The organism is Klebsiella sp. M041, from assembly GCF_059759695.1.
This window is the reverse complement of sequence record NZ_JCAXWU010000002.1, coordinates 1-15,203: the sequence shown is the minus strand read 5'-3', so window position 1 is coordinate 15,203 and position 15,203 is coordinate 1. Positions and strand designations below refer to the sequence as shown.

Here is a 15,203-nt window from a genome sequence, read left to right as displayed (position 1 = left end):
ACTAAAATGAGCGAACTTTTCTCCACTCCAGACCACACTCTGGATGCCCTGGGACTGCGCTGCCCGGAGCCGGTCATGATGGTGCGTAAAACCGTGCGGACAATGCCCGTCGGCGAGACGCTGCTGATTATTGCTGACGATCCGGCCACTACCCGCGATATCCCGGGATTCTGCCGCTTTATGGAGCATGAGCTGGTGGCCCAGGAAACCGAAGCTCTGCCGTACCGCTACCTGATCCGCAAAAGCCACTGAGCCTCTCCCGGATGGCGGCGCGTAGCGCCTTATCCGGGCTACCCGACGGTCCGGAACCGTAGCCCTGCTATGCGTAGCGCGAGCAGGGAATACCCCGGATAGCGGCGCGTAGCGCCTTATCCGGGCTACCCGACGGTCTGGAACCGTAGCCCTGCTAAGCGTAGCGCGAGCAGGGAATATCCCGGATGGCGGCGCGTAGCGCCTTATCCGGGCTACCCGACGGTCTGGAACCGTAGCCCTGCTAAGCGTAGCGCGAGCAGGGAAGCCGGTATCTATGCTACAACTTCTTACGCAATAACCGCAGCGCGTTAGCCGTTACCAGTACGGTGGCGCCGGTATCCGCCAGCACCGCCAGCCACAGGCCGGTCAGGCCGAGCAGGGTGGTGACAAGGAAAATCCCCTTCAGCCCTAAGGCAATCGCGATGTTCTGGCGAATATTCGCGTGGGTCGCCCGCGCCAGGGAGATCATCTGCGCCAGGCCGGTCAGACGGTTGTGGGTCAGCGCGGCGTCGGCGGTCTCCAGCGCCACGTCGGTGCCGCTGCCCATGGCGATGCCGATGGTCGCCGCCTTCATCGCCGGGGCGTCGTTGATGCCGTCCCCGACCATCGCCAGCGGCGCATCGGCATTCAGCGCCATCACCGCTTCGACTTTGTCCGCCGGCAGCAGGCCGGCGCGGAATTCCAGACCCAATTCGCTGGCGATGGCCGCCGCGGCGCGCGGGTTATCCCCAGTAAGGATCACCCCCTGCACCCCCAGCTGGTGTAAGGCATCCACTGCCTGACGCGCGTCGTCGCGCAGGGTGTCGCGCAGCGCCAGGATGCCGAGAAGCGTCTCGCCGCGCATGACCAGCACCACCGTTTGACCGGCGCTCTCCAGCTGCTGGATCTGCTCCTCATGCTCTGACGGGGCGGCTTTGCTGGCCGCGCAGATCACGATACGGCTGTCGTTGACCTCGGCTTCGATACCGGAGCCGGCCAGCGCCCGCTGGCCGCTGGCCTGCGGAATACTCAGCTGACGCCGCTGCGCTTCGCGGACAATGGCCTGCGCCAGCGGATGGCTGGAGCCTTGCTCAACCGCCGCCGCCAGCGCCAGCAGCGTGTTATCGTCATTCTCAGCCGTGGCGATGACCGAGGTCACCTGCGGCTGGCCGACGGTCAGGGTGCCGGTTTTGTCGAACGCCACCTGGCGCACCTGGCCCAGTTGTTCCAGGGCCGCGCCGCCTTTAATTAACGCTCCGCGTCGAGCGGCGACCGCCAGGCCGGAAGTGATGGCTGCCGGGGTGGAGATGACCAGCGCGCACGGGCAGCCGATCAGCAGCAGCGTCAGCCCTTTATAAATCCACGGCAGCCAGGCGCTGGCGAAGAGCAGGGGCGGGACAATGGCGACCAACAGGGCCACCACCATAATGGCCGGAGTGTAGATCCGGCTGAAGCGATCGATAAAACGCTCGATCGGCGCCCGACGCTCCTCCGCCTCTTCAATCAGCTTCAGGATGCGGTCGATGGCGCTCTCGCCCGGTTCGGAGATTACGGTCAGCTGCACCAGGCGGTCGACGCTGGTGGCGCCCGCCGCTACGCGTTCTCCGGCCTGGCGCTCCACCGGCACCGACTCGCCGGTCAGAGCGCTTTCATCAAAGCTGGCAAATGGCGACAGCAGCTGACCATCCGCCGGCAGACGCCCACCGGCGGCCACTTCGATCACATCCCCGGGGCGCAGATCGCGCTGGGCGACGGTTTCCTGCACGCCGTTGCGCAGGCGAATGGCGGTGTCGGGCTTCAGCGCCATCAGCGCGCTCACCCCCTGTCGCGCGCGGCTGGCGGCCCAGCCTTCGAGACGCTCGCCGATCAGGAACAGCAGCAGGACCATCGCCGCCTCTGCGGTGGCGCCGATAAACAGTGCCCCGATGGCGGCGACGCTCATCAGCGTTTCAATGGCGAACCAGCTCCCGCTCTTGATCAGACGCAGCGCCTGGCGGGCAACCGGCCACAGGCCGACCAGGGTGGTGGCAATAAAGGCTAACTGACCGGCAGGGTGGTTGGCCTGCTCCAGCCCCCAGCTCAGGGCCATCATCATGATCAGCGTCAGCAACGGTAAATTGTCGCGCAGTCGCGAGCCTTGAGTTTTCTCTGACGCGGGGGCATCGGCATCGCGCAGCGTATAGCCTGCCTGACGTACCGCCTGCTCAACCTGAGTCCGAACGTCGCCTTCGGCGTTAACCAATAATTTTTCAGTGGCGAACAGCACCTGAACCTGACTGACGCCGGGCACCTGACGAACCGCCGTTTCCACCTTGCGGGCGCAGGCGGCGCAGTCCATGCCTTCAACCTGCCAGCTGTAGCGGGCGTCGCTGAGCGCTTCGGCGGCAGGCGCGCTCTCTGCGGCGCAGGCGTGGTCTGTGCAGCAGCTTTCCGCCGGGGCGGGCGCTGGCCGCATGGTGAATGACGAGAATTGTGGGACTTTTTTATCCTGCGCGTCTGGAGTCGACATGGCACCCTCCGGTAAATGATAATTTTCTCATTAGCCGTAGGATACACTCTGGAGTCGACTCCAGAGTCAAGGACTAAATTACAGGTACAGCGCGCGCACGATGAGGAAGTGGCCGGCAAAGTAAAACGCGGCGGCAATGGCGTTATCGGCGCGGAAACGGCGGCGATAGTGGCTCACCAGCCACACGGCATTGCTCAGCAGCAGCAGAGCGGCGCCGGCGAATCCGGACAGCGCGGTGTTGGTAGGGCGGGCAAACCACAGCTCACCGGCCAGCCAGACCATCACCAGCGTCATGCCGATAAAGGTCAGCACCGGCATTTTCATCTCTTCCAGCCGGCTCCAGATCACCGCCATCAGCAGGGCGCCGAATACCAGCAGCACCAGCGGCAGCGGCCAGAAGAACGACAGCGTCAGCTGGCTGGCGAACCAGATGGTATACAGCAGATGCGACAGGAAGAAGGCGCCCACCGCGTACATCACCCGCTGGCGCGGCAGCAGGGTCAGGGCATCGCCGAGCAGGGAGGCGCACAGGCCGGCCAGCACCAGGTAGCTGATGGCATTGAACATCGGCGCCTGCCAGGCCAGCAACAGCAACAGAATCAGGGTGACAGGTTTAAATACCCAGCGTCGCCAGGCCGGCCCGCGATAGGATGCATCGACATAAAGCCATGCGGAGAAACAGACAGCAATAAATGACCAAAGCATAGTAAGTCCCTGTATCTGTTATCATAAGGAAAGTTACGGATGCGTGAAGCTACCACTCAGTGTAGTGGTTTGGCGCAGCAGATGACAATGTTATTCCAGTCGCAGTATGCTGATTCCTGATATTTTTTATGGGTAACCTTAATGAGTAAAATGCCGCTCTTTTTTGTTCTGGTCGTCGCGGTGATTGTGGTGGCGGCTTCGTTTCGCTATGTGCAGCAGCGCCGCGAAAAACTGGCGAACGACGCCGCGCCGGTGTTGCAAAAGCGGGTGATCGTCAGCAATAAGCGGGAAAAAGTGATTAACGATCGGCGTTCGAGGCAGCAGACGGTGACGCCTGCGGGCAGCGAGATGCGCTATGAAGCGAGCTTTCGCCCTGAGAACGGCGGGCTGGAGGTGGTGTTTCGCCTTGACGCGCCGCAGTATCATGCGCTGAGCGTCGGCGATCGCGGAATGTTAAGTTATAAGGGCACAGCGTTCGTGGCGTTCACGCCCGATCCCTGAGCCCTTGTCAGGACTATTTCTTCAGCGTCGCCTTCAGTTTTTTCTGCCAGGCGACGAGCTCAAACACGCCGAAGATAAAAATGCGGATTTGCTCAAAGCGGCCCAGCGGCGGGGCATCCTTCGGCTGCGTCGCCTTGAGCAGCGTCAGCTGCAGACCGTGCATCAGGATCATAAAAATCAGCGCGACGTTGACGAAGATATTCAGCGGCTTCGGGAAGGGCTGAAACAGATTCAATAACAGAAAGGCCCAGACGCACAGCATCAGCAGGCGGCCTAAATTAATCAGCATGGTTCTCTCCTTGGGCCTCACGTTGGTAAAGACGATACGCGACCTGTCCGGCCACTTTTTCACGATACAGATGCCAGTTCGCCGGTACCGGCGGTAAACCGTTTTCGACTTCGCTTTCGACGTACACCAGGGCCTCGTCGGCCAGCCAGCCCTGCGTTTCCAGCAGGCGCAGCGTCTCCTCCAGCAGCCCCTGACGGAACGGCGGGTCGACAAACACAATCTGATGCGGCGTGCCCGGTTGGCTCAGGAAGCTGAGGGTGTTAGTCGCGATCACCTTGCCGCGATCCGCTTTCAGGGTGGCCAGGTTTTTTTGCAACTGCTGAGCGACGCCGCGCTCCATCTCCAGTAGCGTGGTGCTGGCCGCATAGCGGGACAGCGCCTCAAGCCCCAGCGCGCCGCTGCCGGCAAAGCAGTCGAGGCAGTGCGCGTCAACGATGGACGGCGCCAGCCAGTTAAAAAGGGTTTCGCGAACCCGGTCGGTGGTCGGCCGCAGGCCCGGGCTCTCCGGCACCGGTAATTTACGGCCGCGCCATTGCCCGCCGATGATGCGGATCTGGCCGCTGCCCGCGTGGTTTGGTTTTTTCATCTCTCTGCTCAAGTCTCAACTTCCGGCCTGCTATTCTAGCGATCGACGGCGGTTGACGAAACCTTAATCCGGGGGCGGTGCTGCGAGTTAAGTTAAGTGATAGACTATCCAACTAATTTCATCATTTTTTCAGCTTCTGATGAAGCTGCGCCATGAATAAACAGCGAGGAGTGTGGTCGCAAATGGCAAAAGAGAAAAAACGTGGCTTCTTTTCCTGGCTGGGCTTTGGACAGAAAGAGCAGGCACAGGAAACCGAGACTGAACAAAAAGTAGAAGAACAACAAGCGGTTGCCGATGAGACGCCGGCGGCGGCAACCCCTGCCGAGCCGAGCGCGCCGAAAGCGGACCCGGAGGCGTTTGCCGAAGAGGTCGTCGAGGTCACCGGGACGGTGGTCGAAAACGAAAAGGCCCACCTCGCGGAGCCTGGCAGCGCGCCGGAAGAAGAGGCGGCGCCAGCGCCTGCTTTGGTTGAAGAGGCGCCGGTCGTCGCGCCGGAGCCTGCGGTCAGCGAACCGCTGAAGGCGGAGGAACAGCCGGCAGCGGTTGAGTCGCTGGTGGAGGACGTTATCGCCGAACCGGTGGCGGCGGAGGCCGTGGCTGAGCAGCCTGTAGAGGATGTCGTGGCCCAACCTCAGGAGACGGAAGCGCCGGAAGAGGACGCGCCGTTAAGCGATGAAGAGCTGGAAGCGCAGGCGCTGGCGGCCGAGGCGGCGGAAGAGGCGGCGGTGGTGGTGCCGGCGCCAGAGGAAGAGGCGCCGGTGGAAGCGCTGGTCCAGGAGCAGGAAAAACCGACGAAAGAAGGCTTTTTCGCCCGCCTTAAGCGTAGCCTGCTGAAAACCAAACAAAATCTCGGTTCCGGATTTATCAGCCTGTTCCGCGGTAAGAAGATCGATGACGATCTGTTTGAAGAGCTGGAAGAGCAACTGCTGATCGCCGACGTCGGGGTGGAAACTACCCGCAAGATCATTACTCATCTCACCGAGGGCGCCAGCCGTAAGCAACTGCGCGATGCGGAAGCGCTGTACGGTCTGCTGAAAGAAGAGATGGGCGATATCCTCGCCAAAGTGGATGAGCCGCTGAATGTTGAAGGCAAAACGCCATTTGTTATTCTGATGGTCGGCGTGAACGGGGTGGGGAAAACCACCACCATCGGCAAGCTGGCGCGTCAGTTTGAGCAGCAGGGCAAATCGGTGATGCTGGCGGCGGGGGATACCTTCCGTGCGGCGGCGGTGGAACAGCTGCAGGTCTGGGGCCAGCGTAACAATATCCCGGTGATCGCCCAGCACACCGGCGCCGATTCCGCCTCGGTGATTTTCGACGCCATTCAGGCTGCGAAGGCGCGCCATGTTGATGTGCTGATTGCCGATACCGCCGGGCGTCTGCAGAATAAATCGCACCTGATGGAAGAGCTGAAGAAGATCGTCCGGGTGATGAAAAAGCTGGACGTCGACGCGCCGCATGAGGTGATGTTAACCATCGACGCCAGCACCGGGCAGAATGCCATTAGCCAGGCCAAACTGTTCCATGAAGCGGTAGGTTTGACCGGGATCACCCTGACCAAGCTGGATGGCACCGCCAAAGGCGGCGTGATCTTCTCGGTGGCCGACCAGTTCGGCATTCCGATTCGCTATATTGGCGTCGGCGAGCGTATTGAGGATCTGCGTCCGTTTAATGCGGGCGACTTTATTGAGGCACTTTTTGCCCGAGAGGATTAAGAATGATTCGCTTTGAACAAGTCAGCAAAGCCTATCTCGGTGGGAGACAAGCGCTGCAGGGGGTGAACTTCCACCTGCAGCCGGGCGAGATGGCGTTTCTGACCGGCCACTCCGGCGCAGGGAAAAGTACCCTGCTGAAGCTTATCTGTGGTATCGAACGGCCCAGCGCCGGGAAAATCTTCTTCAGCGGTCATGAAATCAGCCGTCTGAAGAGCCGTGAGGTGCCGTTCCTGCGCCGCCAGATCGGCATGATTTTCCAGGACCACCATTTGCTGATGGATCGTACCGTGTATGACAACGTGGCGATCCCGCTGATTATCGCCGGCGCCAGCGGCGATGACATTCGTCGCCGGGTCTCGGCGGCGCTGGATAAGGTCGGGCTGCTGGACAAAGCGAAGAACTTTCCGATTCAGCTCTCCGGCGGCGAGCAGCAGCGCGTGGGGATCGCTCGCGCGGTGGTCAACAAGCCGGCGGTGCTGCTGGCGGATGAACCGACCGGTAACCTCGACGAGGCGCTCTCGGAGGGGATTTTACGTCTGTTTGAAGAGTTTAACCGCGTCGGGGTGACGGTACTGATGGCCACGCACGATCTGGGGCTTATCTCCAGCCGTCCGTACCGCGTGCTGACGCTCAGCGATGGCCATCTGCATGGAGGCATTCGGGGTGAATAAGCGCGACGCAATGAACCAAATCCGCCAGTTCGGCAGCAAGTTCGATCGCCTGCGCAACGCGGCGGGCGGCGGCGGCGGCGGGCGCAATGCGCCAAAACGGCCGAAAGCGGCGCCTAACCCGGCCTCGCGTAAGAGCAACGTGTTCAACGAGCAGGTGCGCTACGCCTGGCACGGCGCGCTCCAGGATTTAAAAAGCACGCCGCTGGCGACCTTCCTGACGGTGATGGTTATCGCCATCTCGTTGACCCTGCCAAGCGTCTGCTACATGGTCTACAAAAACGTCAGCAGCGCGGCGTCACAGTACTATCCCTCGCCGCAGATCACCGTGTATCTGGAAAAAACGCTGGATGACGATGCGGCGGCGCGGGTGGTCGGCCAGCTGCAGGCGGAGCAGGGCGTCGACAAGGTGAACTATTTGTCACGTGACGAGGCATTGGGTGAATTCCGTAACTGGTCCGGCTTTGGCGGCGCCCTGGATATGCTGGAAGAGAACCCGCTGCCGGCGGTCGCCATCGTGGTGCCGAAGCTGGATTTCCAGAGCACGGAAGCGCTGAACACCCTGCGCGATCGGGTATCGCGGATCCAGGGGGTCGATGAAGTACGGATGGACGACAGCTGGTTTGCCCGCCTCTCCTCGCTCACCGGGCTGGTGGGCCGCGTGTCGGCGATGATCGGCGTGCTGATGGTGGCGGCGGTGTTCCTGGTGATCGGCAACAGCGTGCGCCTGAGCATCTTCGCCCGCCGCGATACCATTAACGTGCAGAAACTGATCGGCGCCACCGACGGCTTTATCCTGCGTCCATTCCTCTACGGCGGGGCGATGCTGGGCTTCTCCGGCGCGTTTTTATCGCTGATCCTGTCGGAGATTCTGGTAATGCGCCTCTCGTCGGCAGTGACCGAGGTGGCGAAGGTGTTCGGCACCCAGTTTGAGCTGAGCGGCTTAGGCTTTGACGAGTGTCTGCTGATGCTGATCGTCTGCTCGATGATCGGGTGGGTGGCCGCCTGGCTGGCGACAGTGCAACATTTACGTCACTTTACTCCCGATTAAAAAAAGCGTGATATAATCTTTCCCTGCTGCAATGAGTTCCTGTTCGCAGGGAAAGATACCGCAAGCTTGTTCTCCTTTTCCTGCCCTCACTTTTTCATCGTGGTGTCACATTTTGTGCGTAATTTATTCACACCGTTGCAGGGAACTTGTGGATAAAATCACTGTCTGATACTAATGTGAGTGATATTCTCGTTGCTCATGAATGCTGGCATGCTTGTTGCTTGATGGGGACAAGACCACGTCAGAAGATATCAATTGAGAGGATTTGAATGACCAAAGAAATGCAAACTTTAGCTTTAGCCCCCGTTGGTAACCTGGAATCGTACATCCGGGCCGCTAACACTTGGCCGATGCTGTCGGCTGATGAAGAGCGGGAGCTTGCTGAAAAGCTGCATTACCAGGGCGATCTGGAAGCAGCGAAAAAGCTGATTCTGTCTCACCTGCGCTTTGTTGTTCACATTGCTCGTAACTACTCGGGCTATGGCCTGCCGCAGGCGGATCTGATCCAGGAAGGCAATATCGGCCTGATGAAAGCCGTGCGTCGCTTCAACCCGGAAGTGGGTGTGCGCCTGGTCTCCTTCGCCGTGCACTGGATTAAAGCCGAAATTCACGAATACGTGCTGCGCAACTGGCGTATCGTGAAGGTCGCTACCACCAAAGCACAGCGTAAGCTGTTCTTTAACCTGCGTAAAACCAAACAGCGTCTGGGTTGGTTCAACCAGGATGAAGTGGAAATGGTGGCCCGTGAGCTGGGCGTGTCGAGCAAAGACGTCCGCGAGATGGAATCCCGTATGGCGGCCCAGGACATGACGTTCGACATGTCGTCGGACGATGAATCCGACAGCCAGCCGATGGCGCCGGTCCTTTATCTGCAGGACAAAACGTCAAACTTTGCCGACGGCATTGAAGACGACAACTGGGAAGAGCAGGCGGCGAATAAGCTGACTGACGCGATGCAGGGCCTGGACGAGCGTAGCCAGGATATCATCCGCGCCCGCTGGCTGGACGAAGACAACAAGTCCACGCTGCAGGAGCTGGCTGACCGCTACGGCGTCTCCGCAGAGCGCGTGCGTCAGCTGGAAAAGAACGCCATGAAAAAACTGCGTGCCGCGATCGAAGCCTGATACGCCACCCCTGCCTGACGCCAGGCACCCCGATAACGCCCCGCCTCAGGTTGGGGCGTTTTGTTTTTCTGCGCCATCCATGGGCAGCAGCACCTCTGGACAGTGCGTCCGCAGGCAGCCTATCAGCACGCTGAACGCCGGCGCCATCTGCTCCTCAGGCTGGCTGGCAAATCCCATCAATAATCCTTTCTTACGCGCCGCCGTCAGGTAGTAGCGCGAGAGCGGCCGCACCAGAATGTGGCGCGCATTGGCCTCGCGGGCGATCGCCACATCGTCCGCCTCCTCCGGTAAATTGAGGATCAAATGCAGTCCGGCATTATCGCTGAAGTCCGACAGGGCGTCGGGCATACAGTGCCGCTGAATCAGCTCGGTTAAAAAGGCGCGACGACGGCTGTAGAGCAGCCGCATGCGGCGGATATGCGCCGAGTAGTGACCAGCGGTAATAAACTCCGCCAGCGCCATCTGGATCAGCGAATGGCCGCCGCGATAAAGCTCGGCGTGGGCGTGCTTCAGATCGCTGACCAGCGGGCGGGGGATCACCACATAGCCCAGGCGCAGGCCGGGATAGAGCGTCTTGCTGAAGGTGCCGATATAGACCACCGGCGCATCGGCCACCAGCCCCTGCAGGGCGGGGATGGGCTGCCCGGAAAAGCGAAACTCGCTGTCATAATCATCTTCGACGATCCAGCTGCCCTGCTGGCGGGCGAGCGCCAGCAGCCGCTGACGGCGTTCAAGGCTCATCACCGCGCCCAGCGGATACTGGTGAGAGGGGGTGACGAAGATGATCCGCGGCGCATCGTCAACCGTTTCTGGCGGGCACAGCCCATTGGCATCGACGGTGATGGGGGCCGCCCGGACGTCGTTCATCGCCAGCACATGGCGAATGCCCCAATAGGAAGGCTCCTCCACCCACGCCAGGTCGCCGTTGTCGCACAGCATGCGAGTGACCAGGTCAATCGCCTGGTGGATCCCCTCGGTGATAAGAATTTGATCTGCCTGACAGTGGACGCCGCGCGATACGCGCAGATAATCCACCAGCGCCTGCTGTAGCTCCGGGGTACCGCCGTTGCAGCTGTAGCTGAGCCGCTCCGGCTTTGGGCGACGGCTGATGCGGGCCTGGATCTTGCTGAACAGCGGATGGGGAAAGGCGTTAACGTCCGGTACGCCGGGAATAAACGCTCCCCACTGGCGTGGACTGGCGCTGACCTGGCTGAGCAGATGCTGGCCGCGGCGTGAAAGATGCGCCGTCGATGTCGCGATACTGCTGTTTTCCCGCTTCCCCTTAGCGGTCAATGAACTTTCAGGCGCGGTTTTGGCAACGAATGTTCCGCTTCCCCGACGGGAAACCACATATCCTTCCGCCAGTAATTGTTCATAAGTTGTTAATATGGTGTTTCTTGATACGCCGAGCTCTCCCGCCAGGTCCCGCGACGGCGGCAGGCGGCTTTGCGGCGCCAGCGAACCGTCAAGGATCGCGCGGCGAAGCGCGTTGTATAAGCGTTTGTGCAGAAGAGGGTCGCGCTCTTCCTGCAGACGGACCAGCACCAGGTCACCCACCAGCGAACGCAATTGGATCCCTCAGATATTCAAAATTGGTACTCGATTATAGGGCCAACTCCTGTGTAAATAAACGACATCGTTTCTAATTTGTTGCGATAACGTGACATACACGACAGGAGATTCGCAGGTGAAAAGCTCAGAACTGAATCAACGTCGCCAGCAGGCGACGCCGCGCGGCGTAGGCGTAATGTGTAACTACTTTGTCGAGAAGGCGGAGAACGCCACGCTGTGGGATATCGAAGGCAATGAGGTGATCGATTTCGCCGCCGGTATCGCCGTGTTAAATACCGGTCACCGTCATCCGAAGGTGGTTGCCGCGGTCGCTGACCAGCTGCAGGCGTTCACCCACACCGCCTATCAGATTGTGCCGTACGAAAGCTATGTCACGCTGGCGGAACGTATCAACGATCTGGCGCCGATTGACGGGCCGGCAAAAACGGCCTTCTTCACCACCGGCGCGGAAGCGGTCGAGAACGCGGTGAAAATTGCCCGCGCTTACACCGGCCGTCCGGGGCTGATTACTTTCGGCGGCGGCTTCCACGGCCGTACCTTTATGACCATGGCGCTCACCGGTAAGGTCGCGCCCTACAAAATCGGCTTCGGCCCCTTCCCGGGCTCGGTGTATCACGGTGTCTACCCGAATGCGGCGCACGGCGTCTCCACCGCGGATGCGCTGAAAAGCCTGGAGCGCATTTTCAAAGCGGATATTGCGCCGGATCAGGTCGCGGCCATCATCCTCGAGCCGATCCAGGGAGAAGGCGGCTTTAACGTCGCGCCAGCCGATTTCATGCAGGCGTTGCGCGATCTGTGCGATACCCACGGCATTCTGCTGATCGCCGATGAAGTGCAGACCGGTTTCGCCCGTACCGGCAAGCTGTTCGCCATGCAGCACTATGATGTGAAACCGGATCTGATGACGATGGCGAAAAGCCTCGCCGGCGGTTTCCCGCTGTCGGGCGTCGTTGGTCGCGCCGAGGTGATGGATGCCCCAGCGCCAGGCGGCCTGGGCGGAACCTATGCCGGTAACCCGCTGGCGGTAGCCGCGGCGCACGCGGTGCTGGATGTGATTGCTGAGGAGCAGCTGTGCCAGCGCGCTGAACAGCTGGGTAGCCATCTGCAGGAAGTGCTCAACCAGGCGCGCGCCACCTGTCCGGCGATTGTCGATGTCCGCGGTCGGGGGTCGATGGTGGCGGTGGAGTTTAACGATCCGCAAACTGGCGAGCCGTCGCCGGAGTTCACCCGCCAGGTGCAACAGAAAGCGCAGGAGAACGGCCTGCTGCTGCTGAGCTGCGGCGTCTACGGCAACGTGATCCGCTTCCTCTATCCGTTGACGATTCCGGACGCCCAGTTCTCGAAAGCGCTGGATATTCTGGCGCGCGTACTGAAGAGCTAACATCTCCCCGGTGGGCTGCGGCGGCAGGGAAGCCGAACAGAAACAGGAAGCCGCAGCCGGCTGTTCATGCTCAGCGTGAGTGGTTTATCACCCTGATATCACCTTTTTTCCGGCGGAGAAAACCGCCGGAGTAAAACGGAAAGTATTATGTCTGAAAACTCCACCTTCTCTCCCGCCCTCACCGGCCGGGAACGTACGGCTGTCCCTGCAAAATCTCTGAGCTTCGTCGAAGGGGTATCGATGATTGTCGGTACCAATATCGGCGCGGGTGTCCTCTCCATCGCCTATGCGTCAAGCAAAGCAGGCTTCTTACCGCTGCTGTTCTGGCTGGTGCTGGTGGGCAGCCTGACCACGGTGACCATGCTCTATGTCGCGGAATCTACGCTCCGCACGCGTAAACATCTGCAGCTCAGCGGATTATCAAAGCGCTACGTCGGCGGCTTTGGCGCGCTGATGATGTTCCTCTCCGTCTGCGTCAACAGCGTCGGCGCATTGACGGCTTATATGACCGGCAGCGGCAAGCTGCTCTACTCCCTGTTTGGCATTTCGCCGGCGCTGGGCAGCGTGCTGTTTTTCGTCCCGGCGGCAGGGGTGCTGTATCTGGGGCTGAAGGCGATCGGCCGCGGCGAGAAATTTATCAGCATCGGTATGGTGGTGATGATCTCGGTGCTGGTGATTGCCACGCTGCTGAAAGAGACCACCCGCGTGGGCTATCTGCTCGACGGCAACTGGCTGTATATGGTTCCGGTCTTCAACGTCGTGGCGTTCTGCTTCTCGGCACAGTATATCGTCCCGGAAATGGCGCGAGGCTTCGCCGACAAACCGGAAAAATTGCCTAAAGCCATTATGGTCGGTATGGCGCTGACCTTTACCCTGCTGGCGCTGGTGCCGCTGTCGGTGATCTCGCTTAATGGCCTGGACAATATTTCGGATGTGGCCACCATCTCCTGGGGCAGGGCGCTTGGCGAATGGGCCTTCTTCTCCGCCAACCTGTTTGCGCTGTGCGCGATGTTGACCTCCTACTGGGGACTGGGCGGCAGCTTCCTGACCAATATCTTCGATCAGTTCCGCCTGGGGAATGATGAACAGCCCGCCCGCCGCTTGATGGTGCTGCTGGTGGTGGCGATCCCGCCGTTCGTGCTGGCCTACAGCGGTATGGTCTCTTTCGTCAACGCGCTCTATTTTGCCGGGGTGTTCAGCGGCGTTATTTTATCGATTATGCCGATCCTGATGCTCAAGGGCGCCCGCCAGCGTGGCGACCTGACGCCGGGCTGGACCTGTCCGGCCTGGATGACCCATCCGCTTATCCAATGCTTCATTGTGTTGTTGTATCTTTGCAGCGCCGTCTACGCGGTAGCGTCCGCGGTAGGCTACCTGCCCGCTGGCTGGTAATCAGGGCCTGTTTTGCACCGCGTCCGGTTCATGCTGGCGCGGTTTTTTTATTTGTCACTTATCTGTTACATAGCCCGCAATTTAGTCGTTTCAAATTCCTCAGAATGACGGTATGTTTAGCATAGTGTGCTGCAAAAGCGCGAGCAGCCCCCGGTTGGTTAGCTATCATATGCTTTTCCTATCGATATAAACAAAATAATGCGCTAACAAACAACATCACAACAAATGCAAAAACCATAATAATGGGGAGCCTCAGGATGAATATGAAGGGTAAAGCGTTACTGGCAGGATGTATTGCCTTAGTTATGAGCAGCGCGGCGCTGGCGGAAGATATCAAAATCGCGGTAGTCGGGGCGATGTCCGGCCCGGTGGCCCAGTACGGCGATCAGGAGTTTACTGGCGCCGAGCAGGCGGTAGCGGATATCAACGCGAAGGGCGGCATTAAGGGCAATAAGCTGCAAATCGTAAAATATGATGACGCTTGCGACCCGAAACAGGCGGTAGCGGTCGCCAACAAAGTGGTCAACGACGGGATCAAATACGTTATCGGCCACCTGTGCTCCTCTTCCACTCAGCCGGCGTCTGACATCTATGAAGACGAAGGCATTCTGATGATCACCCCCGCAGCGACCGCGCCGGAACTGACCGCGCGCGGCTATAAGCTGATCCTGCGCACCACCGGTCTGGACTCCGACCAGGGACCAACCGCGGCGAAATACATTCTCGACAAAGTGAAGCCGCAGCGTATCGCAGTCGTGCATGACAAACAGCAGTACGGCGAAGGTTTGGCCCGTGCGGTGCAGGATGGCCTGAAAAAAGGCGGGGCGAACGTGGTCTTCTTCGACGGGATCACCGCCGGTGAGAAAGATTTCTCCACTCTGGTGGCGCGCCTGAAGAAAGAGAATATCGACTTCGTCTACTACGGCGGTTACCACCCGGAAATGGGCCAGATCCTGCGTCAGGCCCGCGCTGCCGGTCTGAAAACCCAGTTTATGGGCCCGGAAGGCGTAGCGAACGTCTCCCTGTCTAACATCGCCGGCGAGTCGGCGGAAGGCCTGCTGGTGACCAAGCCGAAGAACTACGACCAGGTGCCGGCGAACAAACCGATCGTGGATGCGATCAAGGCGAAGAAACAGGATCCGAGCGGCGCCTTCGTCTGGACCACCTACGCGGCGCTGCAGTCGCTGCAGGCGGGCCTGAATCAGTCTGACGATCCGGCGGAAATCGCTAAATACCTGAAAGGCGCGACGGTAGACACCGTGATGGGCCCGCTGTCGTGGGATCAGAAAGGCGACCTGAAAGGCTTCGAGTTCGGTGTCTTTACCTGGCATGCTAACGGTACGGCGACCGACGCCAAATAATTTAACCGGCGCCTTTCACGCTGCAAATGCGTTGTCTGCGCCCCTCAACCCCGGTCACTTACTGATGTAAGCTCCCGGGGATTTCGGGTCTTGACGCCTTTTTGCAACGCGAAATGCT

Annotated in this window: 14 protein-coding genes; 9 read left to right on the top strand and 5 right to left on the bottom strand. The window is 60.1% G+C overall.

All coding sequences use genetic code 11. The features are described from left to right. Positions 1-6 precede the first annotated feature (6 nt). Entirely contained in the window at positions 7-252 is a 246-nt protein-coding gene (gene tusA, locus AC6CWS_RS02125; protein WP_002920858.1) for a sulfurtransferase TusA, read from the top strand. Positions 253-529: 277 nt separating this feature from the next. Here the strand turns inward: tusA and zntA are convergent, their stop codons facing one another. Further along, positions 530-2,740 carry a Zn(II)/Cd(II)/Pb(II) translocating P-type ATPase ZntA gene (zntA, locus tag AC6CWS_RS02120; protein ID WP_065883175.1) on the bottom strand — a complete coding sequence of 737 codons (2,211 nt, stop codon included), beginning with the start codon at positions 2,738-2,740 and terminating at the stop codon, positions 530-532. A 78-nt stretch (positions 2,741-2,818) separates the two neighbouring features. Further along, the gene (locus AC6CWS_RS02115; RefSeq protein ID WP_004173987.1) at positions 2,819-3,445 is read right to left on the bottom strand and encodes a lysoplasmalogenase; all 627 of its coding nucleotides are present in this window, start codon (positions 3,443-3,445) and stop codon (positions 2,819-2,821) included. 150 nt (positions 3,446-3,595) lie between these two features. Here AC6CWS_RS02115 and AC6CWS_RS02110 point away from each other — a divergent pair, with 150 nt between their 5' ends. Then, on the top strand, positions 3,596-3,946 hold the full coding sequence (locus AC6CWS_RS02110; protein ID WP_023291234.1) for a DUF2500 domain-containing protein: 351 nt from the start codon (positions 3,596-3,598) through the stop codon (positions 3,944-3,946). A gap of 13 nt (positions 3,947-3,959) precedes the next feature. On the opposite strand, the gene AC6CWS_RS02105 is transcribed toward AC6CWS_RS02110, so the two are convergent. Next, entirely contained in the window at positions 3,960-4,235 is a 276-nt protein-coding gene (locus tag AC6CWS_RS02105) for a DUF1145 family protein (RefSeq protein WP_004202092.1), read from the bottom strand. Further along, positions 4,225-4,821 carry a 16S rRNA (guanine(966)-N(2))-methyltransferase gene (gene rsmD / locus AC6CWS_RS02100; RefSeq protein ID WP_023291233.1) on the bottom strand — a complete coding sequence of 199 codons (597 nt, stop codon included), beginning with the start codon at positions 4,819-4,821 and terminating at the stop codon, positions 4,225-4,227. Before rsmD ends, AC6CWS_RS02105 begins: the two co-directional genes overlap by 11 nt. 182 nt (positions 4,822-5,003) lie before the next feature. Between rsmD and ftsY the strand changes: the two genes are divergently transcribed. The 4 genes from ftsY to rpoH all read left to right on the top strand — a co-directional run bounded on the left by ftsY (position 5,004) and on the right by rpoH (position 9,379). Then, positions 5,004-6,536 (top strand): signal recognition particle-docking protein FtsY, encoded by a 1,533-nt coding sequence (ftsY, locus tag AC6CWS_RS02095; RefSeq protein WP_065883170.1) that lies wholly within the window; start codon positions 5,004-5,006, stop codon positions 6,534-6,536. A gap of 2 nt (positions 6,537-6,538) precedes the next feature. After that, entirely contained in the window at positions 6,539-7,207 is a 669-nt protein-coding gene (gene ftsE / locus AC6CWS_RS02090; RefSeq protein WP_004202097.1) for a cell division ATP-binding protein FtsE, read from the top strand. Next, entirely contained in the window at positions 7,200-8,255 is a 1,056-nt protein-coding gene (gene ftsX / locus AC6CWS_RS02085) for a permease-like cell division protein FtsX (RefSeq protein ID WP_002920816.1), read from the top strand. Before ftsE ends, ftsX begins: the two co-directional genes overlap by 8 nt. 269 nt (positions 8,256-8,524) lie before the next feature. Continuing rightward, positions 8,525-9,379 (top strand): RNA polymerase sigma factor RpoH, encoded by an 855-nt coding sequence (rpoH, locus tag AC6CWS_RS02080; protein ID WP_002920815.1) that lies wholly within the window; start codon positions 8,525-8,527, stop codon positions 9,377-9,379. A gap of 45 nt (positions 9,380-9,424) precedes the next feature. Here rpoH and pdxR read toward each other — a convergent pair whose 3' ends face one another. Continuing rightward, complete coding sequence (gene pdxR / locus AC6CWS_RS02075; RefSeq protein ID WP_065883168.1) at positions 9,425-10,948, bottom strand: MocR-like pyridoxine biosynthesis transcription factor PdxR; 1,524 nt, start codon at positions 10,946-10,948, stop codon at positions 9,425-9,427. A 118-nt stretch (positions 10,949-11,066) separates the two neighbouring features. Here pdxR and AC6CWS_RS02070 point away from each other — a divergent pair, with 118 nt between their 5' ends. The 3 genes from AC6CWS_RS02070 to livJ all read left to right on the top strand — a co-directional run bounded on the left by AC6CWS_RS02070 (position 11,067) and on the right by livJ (position 15,085). Beyond that, complete coding sequence (locus AC6CWS_RS02070) at positions 11,067-12,332, top strand: 4-aminobutyrate--2-oxoglutarate transaminase (protein WP_023291230.1); 1,266 nt, start codon at positions 11,067-11,069, stop codon at positions 12,330-12,332. A 147-nt stretch (positions 12,333-12,479) separates the two neighbouring features. Continuing rightward, the gene (locus tag AC6CWS_RS02065) at positions 12,480-13,724 is read left to right on the top strand and encodes an aromatic amino acid transport family protein (protein WP_060589716.1); all 1,245 of its coding nucleotides are present in this window, start codon (positions 12,480-12,482) and stop codon (positions 13,722-13,724) included. 257 nt (positions 13,725-13,981) lie between these two features. Then, positions 13,982-15,085, top strand: a complete 1,104-nt coding sequence (gene livJ / locus AC6CWS_RS02060; protein WP_002920812.1) for a branched chain amino acid ABC transporter substrate-binding protein LivJ — start codon at positions 13,982-13,984, stop codon at positions 15,083-15,085. The last annotated feature ends 118 nt before the right edge of the window (positions 15,086-15,203 follow it).